This is a genomic window from Burkholderia lata, assembly GCF_902499025.1.
In the GTDB taxonomy this organism is placed as follows: domain Bacteria; phylum Pseudomonadota; class Gammaproteobacteria; order Burkholderiales; family Burkholderiaceae; genus Burkholderia; species Burkholderia lata_C.
In genome coordinates, this window is sequence record NZ_CABVPW010000010.1 from 207763 (window position 1) to 218909 (window position 11147).

Sequence of the window (11147 nt, forward strand, 5' to 3'; positions counted from 1 at the left end):
GCGGAAACGGCCTGAATTCGGGAAAATCCCGCGCATTGTAAAGGATGCGGCAGATCGCGGGCGGGCGCCGCCGGAACCTGGCGGATCGACCGGTTATTTCTCTCTTGACAGAAATAACTGAAATGTCTAAATTTCACGTCATGGAACTCACACCGATTGCCGAACGATTCATTCTCCACTGGGGCGAAATGGGCTCGCGGTGGGGCGTCAACCGCACCGTCTCGCAGATCCACGCGCTGCTCTATCTGGCCGGCCGGCCGATCGCGGCCGACGAGATCGCCGAGACGCTGAACGTGGCGCGCTCCAACGTCAGCACGAGCCTGAAGGAACTGCAGGCGTGGCGGCTTGCGAAGGTCGTGCATGTGCTGGGCGACCGCCGCGACCACTTCGAGACGTCGACCGACATCTGGGAACTGTTCAAGCTGATCGTCGAAGGGCGGCGGCAGCGCGAGATCGAACCGACGCTCACGGTGCTGCGCGACTGCCTGACGAATCCCGAGATCGCGAACGAGAGTCGCGAGACCGAGCAGCGCATCCGCGACACGCTGCAGTTCGTCGAGACGCTCACGACCTGGTCGGACGAGATGCTGCGGCTCAAGCCCGATACGTTGATGAAGGCGCTCGGCATCGGCGCGAAGATCAGCCAGACGGTCAGGCGCAAGCCGTCGAAGTAAGCGGTAAGCGCAGTGCGGGCAGCCAGCCCGCTTTTTTTGGGGCTGTTATTTCTGTTTGTACAGAAATAACTGTAAATAGAGGATGAAAATGAACACTGTCCTGCCGTCGACCCGCCCGCATGGCCGCACCGGGGCGCGCAGCATGACCGTCCTCGTGTGCGGTGCGAACGGCTTCATCGGGCGGGCACTGTGTGCGCAACTCGAAGCCGGTGGCCATCGCGTGCTGCGCGGTGTGCGCCAGGTGGCCGGCCCGTGCGACATCGCAATCGATTTCGCGAAGGACGTCGACCCCGACGTGTGGCTCGCGCGGCTGGAAGACGTCGACGTGGTGATCAACGCGGTCGGCATCCTCGCCGATCGACGCGGCGCGACGCTCGACGCCGTGCATCGCGCCGCGCCGTGCGCGCTCTTCACTGCGTGCTGCCGCGCCGGCGTGCGGCGCGTGATCCAGATCTCGGCGCTCGGCGTCGAGCGGGGCGATACGCGCTACTTCGCGAGCAAATACGCAGCCGACCGCTTCCTGCAGACGCTGCCGATCGACTTCCGGATCGTGCGTCCCGCGCTCGTCTACGGCACGGACGGTGCGTCCGCGCGGTTCTTCCGGATGCTCGCGAGCCTGCCCGTGCAGGTGCTGCCGGCGGGCGGCCATCAGCGGCTGCGCCCCGTACACGTCGACGATCTCGCCGAAGTCGTCGCGCGGTGCGTTGAGGCGCCGGCGGACGGCCGCCCGGTGATCGACGTGGTCGGCAGCGACGAAGTCGAATACCGCGAGATGCTGGCCCGCTACCGCGCGGCGCTGGGGTTTTCGCCGGCCGCACGCGTTGCATTGCCGGGCCCGCTGGCCGGCGCGGCCGCCACGTTGTTCGGCATGCTGCCGGGCGCGCTGTTCACGCGCGACACGTGGACGATGCTGCGCGGCGGGAACACCGGCGATCCGGCAGCCGCCACGGCGCTGCTCGGCCGGCCGCCGCGCGGGATCGACGGCTTTATCGGCGCGGAAGCGGCCGCGCTGCGTCGCGACGCGCTCGCGATGTGGCGCCTTCCGCTGCTGCGCGGCGCGCTTGCGATCGTGTGGATCTGGACGGCCATCGCCAGCGCGTTCATCCATCCGCTGCACGCGAGCCTCGCGCTGCTCGCACATGCGCATCTGACGGGGCTGCCCGCGCTGATCGCGCTCTATGCGGCCAGCGCGCTGGACTTCGCGTTCGGTATCGCAACGGTCGTCGCGCCGTCGCGCCGCCTGTGGGTCGCGCAAGCCGCGCTGATCGTCGCGTATTCGGCGGTCATCGCGGTCACGATGCCGGGCCTTCTCGCCGAACCGTTCGGCCCCGTGCTCAAGAACGTACCGATTCTCGCCATCCTGTTGATCCTTTTTTCAGAAGAAGAACAAGCATGAATACCTATCTCGTCATCAAGGCGCTTCACATCCTGTCCTCGGTGCTGCTGGTCGGCACGGGGTTCGGCACCGCGTTCTACCTGTTCTTCGCGAACCGCACGCGCTCGGTGCCCGCGATCGCGGCCGTGTCGCGCCTCGTGGTGCGCGCGGACTGGTGGTTCACGACGCCGGCCGTGATCTTCCAGCCGGCATCGGGGCTCTGGCTCGCGCACACGGCCGGCTGGCCGTGGGATACGCCGTGGCTCGTCGCGTCGATCGTGCTGTATGCGATCGCCGGCGTGTGCTGGCTGCCGGTCGTGTGGCTGCAGGTCGAGCTGGCCGCGATGGCGAAGCTCGCTCATGCGAGCGGCGATGCCGCGCTGCCGGAACGCTACTGGCGCTATGCGAAGCGCTGGGAACTGCTCGGCTATCCGGCGTTCTTCGCGATGCTGACCGTCTACTTCCTGATGGTGCTCAAGCCGATGTAAGTGCGCCGCCGCCGCACGGGAGCGGTGATGCGGCATAGCGGAAAGCAGTCGATCGATTCATGAAGCATGCGACAGACAAAAAGAAGGAATGCGAATCATGTACTCAAGTGAACTGGTGCTGTACTTCGACGGACGATGTCCGTTATGCGTGGCGGAGATCAAGCGTCTCGGGGCCCGTGACGCGCGACGCCGGCTGGCCTTCGTCGATATCGCCGCGCCGGGCTTCGATCCCGCGCCGCTGGGCGTCGACCTGCCCGCGCTGAATCGCGAATTGCACGCGCGTCTGCCCGACGGACGCATGCTGACCGGCGTGGACAGCCTCCTGGCCGCCCATGCGCTGACCGGGCGCCGCCGGCTCGTCCGGCTGCTTCGCGTGCCGGCCGTGCGCCGTGCGCTGGCGCCGCTGTATCGCCGCTTCGCGCGCAACCGGCATGCGGTATCGCGCTGGCTCGGCTATTGCACCGAAGCGCCTTGCGATGGGGCGGCGTGCGGTAGCGGTGGCGAACGTGCCGCTGAACACCCGCCGGATCGTCCGGCGCGCGACAACGTTCGCCGTCTCGTGGTGACCTGGGTGTATGGCGCGGCGATCGCACACCTGCTCGTCGGCATTGCCGTGCCGTGGGTTGCCGGCGCGCCATGGCTCGACGCATATCACCGCGTCATCGAGCTGCATTTCTGGGCGGGAGCGGCGCCCGACCCGGCGCGTGCGCAGCAGATCTGGTGGATGTCGCTGATCGGCGCGACGGTGCAATGCGCGTCGGTCTGGATGCTGGCGCTCGTCCACCTCGGCAACCGCTTGCAGAAACGGGAAGTGTGGGGTTGGCTGCTGGCCGGCCTGTTGATCTGGGCCCCGCAGGACATGCTGTTTTCATTGCAGGCCCATGTATCGGGCCACGTGGCGATCGACGCGGCGGCACTCGTCGCGATGGTGCCGCCGCTTGTCTGGCTTTGGAGGAGGGACGCAGTATGAACACCTTGCCTGCTTACGACTGGGCGCTCAACCTGCTGATCGTGCAGGGCGCGATGGGTGCATTCGATACGCTCTATCACCATGAACTCACGCAGGATCTCCCGCACAGCCCGCGCGCGCGGCTCGAGCTCGGAATTCATGCGGTGCGTTCGGTGCTTTACGGTCTCGTGTTCGCATCGATCGCGAACGTCGCCTTTCACGGCGCGTGGGTCGCGGCCCTCGCGGCGGTGGTGGTCGTCGAGGTGGTGCTGACGTTGTGGGATTTCGTCGTCGAGGACCAGAGCCGCAAGCTGCCTGCGACCGAGCGCGTGCTGCACACGCTGCTGGCCGTCAACGGCGGCGCGCTGTTCGGGATGATCGCGATGCAGCTGGCCGCGTGGGTGCACGAGCCGACCGCGCTGCAGTCAATCGATCTCGGCTGGCGAGGCTGGGTGCTGAGCCTGTTTGCCGTCGGCGTGACGATATCGGGAATCCGCGACGGAATCGCGGCCTGCCGCATCGCGCGACGCGAGCCGGTCGCCAATCCGTTCGCAGGGCAGCCGCCGGGGAACGTGCTCGTCACCGGCGGGACCGGCTTCATCGGCGAAACCCTCGTGAACCAGTTGCTCGACGCAGGGCATGCGGTCACGTTGCTGGCACGCGATCCGCTGCGCGCGGCCTACCTGTTTCACGGCCGCGTGCGCAGCGTGACGTCCGTCGAACAGTTGCAGCCGCACGAGCGTTTCGACACGGTCATCAATCTCGCGGGGGCGCCGGTGCTGGGCGCGCGCTGGAGCAAGCGCCGGCAGGCGGTGCTGCTCGCCAGCCGCGTCGGCGTGACGGAATCGCTGATGCGCTGGGTCGAGGCCGCCGAGGTCAAGCCGCGCACGTGGATCCAGGCATCGGCGATCGGTTACTACGGCGTGCGTCCTTCGGACGAGCGGCTCGACGAGGGCAGCAGCGCCGGCACCGGCTTCATGTCCGAACTGTGCCGGCAGTGGGAGCAGTCCGCGCAGCCGCTCGAGCGCCACGGCGTGCGCTCGGTGGTGCTGCGGCTGGGCGTCGTGTTCGGCCCCGGCGGCGCGCTGCGCCCGATGCTGCTGCCGCATTACTTCGGGATGGGCGGACGATTCGGCGACGGCGCGCAGGTAATGAGCTGGATCCACCGGGACGACGTGCTGCGGATCGTCGCGCGTGCGATGGCGAACCCGGGCATGCACGGCGTCTACAACGCGGTCGCACCCGCGCCGTTGACTCAGCGCGAGTTCGTGCAGGCCGTGTCGAAGGTGCTGCACCGCCCGGCCTGGCTGCACGTGCCGGCCGCGCCGTTGCGCATCGCGATGGGCGAGATGGCCGAGCTGCTGCTGGACGGCCAGCGCGTGATGCCGGCGCGTCTGCATCAGGACGGATTCATGTTCCGGTTCCCGACGGCCGAGCATGCGCTGCGTGACCTGACGAATCGTCCGCATGCGGATTTTCCGCGGACGGCCTGTCGTTTGCCCCGCGGTCGTGTATAAATTCGGCGTGAACGCGCTCGGGACGTGTCCTGCGTCCCGGGCGCTCCGCATCCGACCTCACAAGGAGACTGCATGCTGCACATCCTCGGCAAGATCCCGTCCATCAACGTCCGCAAGGTGCTGTGGCTGTGCACCGAGTTGAACCTGCCGTTCGAACAGGAAGACTGGGGCGCGGGCTTCCGCACGACCAACGATCCGGCCTATCTCGCGCTGAATCCGAACGGTCTCGTGCCCGTCATCAAGGACGACGATTTCGTGCTCTGGGAATCGAACACGATCGTCCGCTACCTCGCGAACCGCTACGGCGGCGACGCGCTGTATCCGGCCGAGCCGCAGGCGCGCGCGCGGGTCGATCAATGGATCGACTGGCAGGGCGCCGACCTGAACCGCTCGTGGGTCGGCGCGTTCCTCGGCCTCGTGCGCAAATCGCCCGATCACCAGGATCCGGCCGGCATCGCGCAGTCGATCGCGGGCTGGACGAAGCACATGCAGGTGCTGAACGCGCAGCTCGAAGCGACCGGCGCGTACGTGGCCGGCAACGGCTTCACGCTCGCGGACATTCCGATCGGCCTGTCGGTGAACCGCTGGTTCGGCACGCCGTTCGAGCATCCGGATTTCCCGGCGGTGTCGCGCTATATCGAACGTCTCGCGACGCGCGAAGGCTTCCAGAAGTACGCGGGCAGCGCGAACCCGTGATGCCACGCGGGTAGCGCGCGGCGCGGCGGCATTGCAAGCGCCGCCGCGCTCGCGTCACGACCGGTATGCACGGGCCCGCGGGCCCGTTTTCATGCGCCGGGCGCCGGCACCGCGTCGAGCACGCGCGCGAGAAACGCCTCGTGATTCCACGCGGATTCCGGCCGCGACAGCCCGAGCCGCACGACCACCAGTTGCCGGCTCGGCACCACGCTCACGAACTGGCCTTCATGGCCGACCGCATGAAACGCGTCGGCCGGCATCGCGACCGCATGCGGATCGCGATCGTTGAACGGCTCCGGCACCTTGACCCACAGCTGCGCGCCGTACTCCTGGCGCTCCGACTGCGGCGTCGTGCGCGTCAGGTAGCGCACCCAGCCTTCCGGCAGCAGCCGCTGCCCGTCCCATACGCCGTCCTGCAACAGCAGCTGCCCGAAGCGAGCCCAGTCGCGTGCGCTTGCATACATGTACGACGGGCTGACGAGCGTGCCGGACGCATCGGGCTCGAACACCGCGCTGCGCATTCCGAGCGGCGCGAACAGCGCGCGGCGCGGATACGCGAGGTAGTCGTCCTCGCTGCCGCCCAGCGCTTCGCGCATCACGCGCGCGACGATCGCGCTCGTGCCGCTCGAGTAGGACCACCGCGTGCCGGGTGTCGCGGCGAGCGGCTTCGCCGACGCGAACCGCGCGGTATCGGGCTGCGCGTACAGCATCAATGCGACGTCGGACAGCGGATCGTCGTAGTCCTCGTTGAACTGCAGGCCGCTTGTCATCCGCAGCAGCTCGTCGAGCGTGATGGCCGCGCGCGGATCGCCGCTGCCGCGCCATTCGGGCAGCAGCGCCGACGTATCGGGCGACAGCTTGTGCCGCGCGACGAGCATGCCGACCAGCGCGGCCGTCACGGTCTTCGTCATCGACCAGCCGGGCAGCGGCGTGTCGGCCGTGAAGCCGGACGCATAGCGTTCGGCGATCACCTGGCCACGCCACATCACGACGACCGCGCGTGTGCGCCGCGGCCGTGCCGGATCGGGCTCGTCGAACGCGCGGTCGAGCGCGGTCTGCAGCTTCTGCGCGTCGATGCCGGCCGGCAGCGTGGCCGGTACCGGTTGGGCGGGCGGCGGATCGGGGAGGGGCGGCAGCGCGGCCGGCAACGCGCCGGGCGACGGCCCGATCGCGAGCGTGCAGCCGAGCCCGGGCCGGAAGTCCGCTTCGCGTTCGGCGAAGCCGGCGAAGGTCGCCGTCGCGCGATGATGGTCGGGATCGATCGACGGGTGCACCAGTTTCAGCAGCGGATGCACGCCGGCCATGATGTCGACGTCGATCACGGACGCGGCCGGGCGGCCCGATACGTACACGCCGGAACACAGCGCCTTCGCCGCATAGCCGGTCGCGATCGGCGCGAGCCGGGACAGCATGTAGCCCGTGTAGCCGACCGCGGCGACGACCGCGAGCGCGACGCCGCGCAGGATCAGCTTCTTGAAGGGGATCGTCATGCGCGAGCATCCTCGGTTGTCTGCAGGCAGAACATGAACCGGCAGTGTCGCAGGTTCGGGCCGGCGGTGGCAATCGCGGGTGCGCGCGACACCGGGCGGCGTCGGCAGCGCGCAAGGTGCCCGGCGTGTGTGACGCGTGTGTGTCGATCGCTCGGGTCGAACGGGCCGCGTGCGGCCCGTCCAGGTCGCGCGTTACTGCGCGTTGTTGTTGTTGTCGGACCGCAGGGTCCAGACCGTCGCGGTATTCGTGTTGTCGTCGACGGCTGCGAATTCCAGCTGGCCTTTGCTGCCGCGCCCGAACGCCAGGCCGAATGCCGCCCCCGCAACGGTGTCGACCTGCATCTGCGCGACGAAGCGCCCGTCCACCGTGAATTCGACGATCTCGCTCGACTGCAGCGGATCGACGTTGACCGCGTCGCCGTTCGCGGTCACGAGATGGCCGTTCGGTGCGAGCGCCAGCGCGAGCGGGCCGTGCAGGTGCGCCGCGTCGAAGTAGATCATCCGTCCGACGCCGCCGTTGCGATTCGTCGACGCGGCGTTCTGGATCGCGAACACCGCGTTGTCGCCGGTGGAGGCAACGTAAAGCACGTCGATGTTCGGGTCGTACGCGAGGCCGGTCGGGCCGACGACGAGTGCATTCGGATCGGGTCGATTCACGTAGCCCGACGCGATGACGCGCGAGCCCGGCAGCATCGTGACGCCGTTGTCGCCGATCGCGAGTTCGATGCGCGAGACCGTCCCGTTCAGCACGTTCGACACGAACGCGGTCACGCGCTGGCCGCGATCGATCACGGTCATGTCCCACGGCCCGTCGAGCAGCGCCGCGCTGCTGAGTTGCGTGACGAGATTGCCTTGTGGACCGATGACGAGCAGCGAACCCGGCGGCTCGATGGTCTTGCCGTCCGGCGTCGGGACGTTGCCGACCAGCACGAAGCCGCTGCGCAGCACCACGAGCGCGGTCGTCAGGCCGAGATTGGTGCCCTGGAAGAAGGTCGTCGCCGGCGTCTTGCCGGGTGTCAGCTTCACGATCGTCGTGCCGGTGCCTTGCGCGTTCGACGCCGCGTTGAAGTTCGACACGACGACGTCACCGGGTTTCAGCGTGCTCCAGCTCGGCACGCCGCGCGGCACGAACGCGATGCCGTACGGATTGAGATCGCCGTTGGCGGGCACGGTCGATGCCGTGAACGAGGGAATCGGCAAGATGATGTCGTTGCCGCCGGCCCATGCGAAAGCCGACGACAACGCGAGCAGCCCGGCGCCGCAAGCCGCGCGGCGTAGCGAGTGCGCGAGCGTGCGTCGGACGCGCGCGACGACCGGCGGATCAACCGCAAGGACGGGCGCGGCGGGGGAACGACAGGAGGGGAGAGGGTCCATGGCATGACTCCGGTTGATGATCGCGAGCAGTCATCCCGGCTGCCGGCCTGCGCAGCCGACGGGTGTCCGGCGCGGGTTCGCGATCGTGCTGTTGCCGCGCGAACACGCGCTTGAAATAAACGGATGGCGACGGCCGGATATTCCAGTCCGTTACGCCGGTTGCATGCGCGCCGGCGGTCATTGTTCGCCGTAACGGCAACGCAGCCTGACAAGTTGAAATCCGACCCGCCATCGGCCGATAATCGTCCGGCATTGCTTTCCCACTTTCCCAGTCCAACCGTTATCGGAAAACGCCATGTCCTATGACAACAACAACCCGTTCGCCAAAATCCTGCGCGGTGAATTGCCGTGCGTGAAAGTCGCGGAAGACGACGCGACCCTCGCGATCATGGATCTGATGCCGCAGGCCGACGGCCACGTGCTCGTGATCCCGAAGGAGCCGGCCGCGCAGATCTTCGAGTTGTCCGGCGATGCAGCCGCGGCCGGCATCCGCATGACGCAGCGCGTCGCGGCGGCGGTGCGCGCGGCGCTCGAGCCGGACGGCGTGTTCATCGGCCAGTTCAACGGCGCGGCAGCCGGCCAGACGGTGCCGCATGTGCACTTCCACGTGATTCCGCGCTGGGAAGGCGCCGAGCTGCGGATGCATGCGCGCGAGATTGCCGACGCGGCGACGCTCGAAGCGCTCGCGCAGCGCATTCGTGCGCGTTTCGTGTAACACATCGATTGCACCCGGCGTGGCACGGCACGGCCCGCTGGCCGGCCGCCGCGCCATCGCCTGTTTCAGCGGTCATGCGAGGTAACACGTGTAACCGCCGGCGAAACTCGGCCCGGCCCACCCGGCGCTAGACTCCGCGCATTGCTTCATCGAGCGACAGGAAGGGCGGATCGCCTCTTCGTGCCGTCCGCCGCCCCCCCGCGGCGGCGCGGCTTTCGCGAGGTGCCATTCGTCTTTCGCGCCGGGAATCGAGCCATGACCAGACTTCTCATCACGCTTGCCCTGATCGGCGGCCTGTCCGGCTGCTACGTTGCGCCGCCGTACGGCTACGCGCCCGCGCCGGCCTACTACGGCTATGCGCCGGCGTATTACGCGCCGCCCGTCAGCGTCGGGATCGGCGGCAACTTCCGCATCCGCTGATCCGGCACCGGGCGCGGATGCTGGCCGCGCAGGTCAGCGCCACCGCGTTGCGCCGGATGACTCGCGCGGATTCGCGTATCGCCTGACGGCGGTGCGCTGCGCGGCGTGCGCGCGGTTCCTATACTTCACAGGAAAGCGCACTCCGGCGAGGCAGTCATGACAGTCACACGCAAGGTCGCAGTCGTGTCGGGCGTCTCCACGCTCGTCTATCTCGGGCTCGCGGTGCTCGGCAGCGGCGGGTTCGCGGCCTTCTTCTCGCATCCGCCACTGACCGTCGTCGTCGTCGCGACGCTCGCGATGGCCGTCGTCGCGATGTTCACCGAAGGCAACCTGAGCAGCGGCGAGCGCGAGAACCGCGACAACCGCTGGGTGCTCGCGGCGTTCGGGGTAAGCGGGTTCCTGCTCGCGTACCTGCCGGCGCTGACCGACCGGCTCGATTTCTGGACCTTCGGCGGCGATGCGGTGCGCTGGATCGGCGTCGTGCTGTACATCGCGGGCGGCGTGCTGCGCATCTGGCCCGTATTCGTGCTCGGCAAGCGCTTCAGCGGGCTCGTCGCGATCCAGCCGGGCCATACGCTCGTGACCGACGGCATCTACAGCCGCATCCGCAATCCGAGCTATCTCGGCCTGGTCGTCAATTCGGTCGGCTGGGCGCTGGCATTCCGCTCGAGTGTCGGCTTGCTGCTGGTCGTGCTGACGATGGTGCCGCTCATCGCGCGCATCCGCTCCGAAGAGGCGCTGCTGCGTGCGCAATTCGGCGCCGAATACGATGCGTATTGCGCGCGAACCTGGCGTCTGCTGCCCGGCGTGTACTGACCCTCTTCATTTCTTCCCGGCCGTCATTTCGGGCCCCGCCCACGATTCGTTCCCGATGTGTTGCCACGTGTGTCTCAAACGTGCGACGCCGCGCATGGCCGGCCTGTTTTTCCGCAGGGCCGGACCCTCGTCGGAGCCAATGCCGGCGCGGGTTTGCGGGCATTCAGGTGCGTGCGTTCGAGGTCGCTTATTCGTAAACAACTTGTTACCAGAATGTCCACGGCAAGGGTGTGGGACCGGTGCTATTCTTCGCCGCAAGCTCATTGAAATGAATTGGTCCGCGGTTCGGCACAATGCCTGACCCGACGTCGATCGATTCAGATCGTCATACCGAGCGGACCTTCAATAACCAGATTGCGAACAAGGAAATACGGGAATGTGGAAGAAAATCGCCCCCGCTCTCGTCGTCGCCGCGCTGACCGGCGCGACTGCACTGCCGGCCATGGCAGGTGACATGAACAACGCGCTTGGCGGCGCGCTCGGCGGGGTAGCCGGCGCAGCGGTCGGCGGTGCGCTCGGCGGCAGCACGGGCTCGGTGATCGGCGGCGCCATCGGCGGCGGCGCGGGTGGCGCGGTGACGTCGAACCGTCGCGAGCGCACCGGCGCGATCATCGGCGGCGCCCTCGGCGGCGG

The 11147-nt window shown here is 68.1% G+C and carries 11 protein-coding genes and 1 pseudogene; 10 read left to right on the forward strand and 2 right to left on the reverse strand.

Going from position 1 to position 11147, the window contains the following annotated elements; genetic code table 11:
* Positions 1–140: 140 nt before the first annotated feature.
* The 6 genes from BDI24065_RS12835 (at position 141) to BDI24065_RS12860 (ending at position 5699) form a co-directional block, all read left to right on the forward strand.
* Complete coding sequence (locus BDI24065_RS12835) at positions 141–674, forward strand: GbsR/MarR family transcriptional regulator (RefSeq protein WP_011353812.1); 534 nt, start codon at positions 141–143, stop codon at positions 672–674.
* Between the two features lie 88 nt (positions 675–762).
* Complete coding sequence (locus tag BDI24065_RS12840; protein ID WP_175031576.1) at positions 763–2070, forward strand: SDR family oxidoreductase; 1308 nt, start codon at positions 763–765, stop codon at positions 2068–2070.
* Positions 2067–2537: a DUF2269 family protein gene (locus BDI24065_RS12845; RefSeq protein WP_175031577.1), complete on the forward strand. Its 471-nt coding sequence runs from the start codon at positions 2067–2069 to the stop codon at positions 2535–2537. The genes BDI24065_RS12840 and BDI24065_RS12845 overlap by 4 nt, the downstream gene beginning before the upstream one ends.
* A gap of 97 nt (positions 2538–2634) precedes the next feature.
* Entirely contained in the window at positions 2635–3507 is an 873-nt protein-coding gene (locus BDI24065_RS12850; protein ID WP_175031578.1) for a thiol-disulfide oxidoreductase DCC family protein, read from the forward strand.
* Complete coding sequence (locus tag BDI24065_RS12855; protein WP_175031579.1) at positions 3504–5003, forward strand: TIGR01777 family oxidoreductase; 1500 nt, start codon at positions 3504–3506, stop codon at positions 5001–5003. Before BDI24065_RS12850 ends, BDI24065_RS12855 begins: the two co-directional genes overlap by 4 nt.
* Before the next feature lie 72 nt (positions 5004–5075).
* Entirely contained in the window at positions 5076–5699 is a 624-nt protein-coding gene (locus tag BDI24065_RS12860; protein ID WP_175031580.1) for a glutathione S-transferase family protein, read from the forward strand.
* 89 nt (positions 5700–5788) lie between these two features.
* On the opposite strand, the gene BDI24065_RS12865 is transcribed toward BDI24065_RS12860, so the two are convergent.
* Both BDI24065_RS12865 and BDI24065_RS12870 read right to left on the reverse strand, forming a co-directional pair.
* Complete coding sequence (locus tag BDI24065_RS12865; RefSeq protein WP_175031581.1) at positions 5789–7189, reverse strand: serine hydrolase domain-containing protein; 1401 nt, start codon at positions 7187–7189, stop codon at positions 5789–5791.
* A 192-nt stretch (positions 7190–7381) separates the two neighbouring features.
* Positions 7382–8563, reverse strand: coding sequence for a hypothetical protein (locus tag BDI24065_RS12870; protein WP_175031582.1), 1182 nt, complete (start codon positions 8561–8563; stop codon positions 7382–7384).
* Positions 8564–8858: 295 nt separating this feature from the next.
* Here BDI24065_RS12870 and BDI24065_RS12875 point away from each other — a divergent pair, with 295 nt between their 5' ends.
* The 4 genes and pseudogenes from BDI24065_RS12875 to BDI24065_RS12890 form a co-directional block, all read left to right on the forward strand.
* Entirely contained in the window at positions 8859–9278 is a 420-nt protein-coding gene (locus BDI24065_RS12875; protein WP_043181059.1) for an HIT family protein, read from the forward strand.
* Positions 9279–9533: 255 nt separating this feature from the next.
* Positions 9534–9698, forward strand: coding sequence for a hypothetical protein (locus BDI24065_RS12880; RefSeq protein ID WP_011353821.1), 165 nt, complete (start codon positions 9534–9536; stop codon positions 9696–9698).
* Between the two features lie 156 nt (positions 9699–9854).
* On the forward strand, positions 9855–10514 hold the full coding sequence (locus BDI24065_RS12885) for a methyltransferase family protein (protein WP_175031583.1): 660 nt from the start codon (positions 9855–9857) through the stop codon (positions 10512–10514).
* Between the two features lie 376 nt (positions 10515–10890).
* Positions 10891–11147: pseudogene (locus BDI24065_RS12890) on the forward strand (hypothetical protein); the annotation flags it as partial.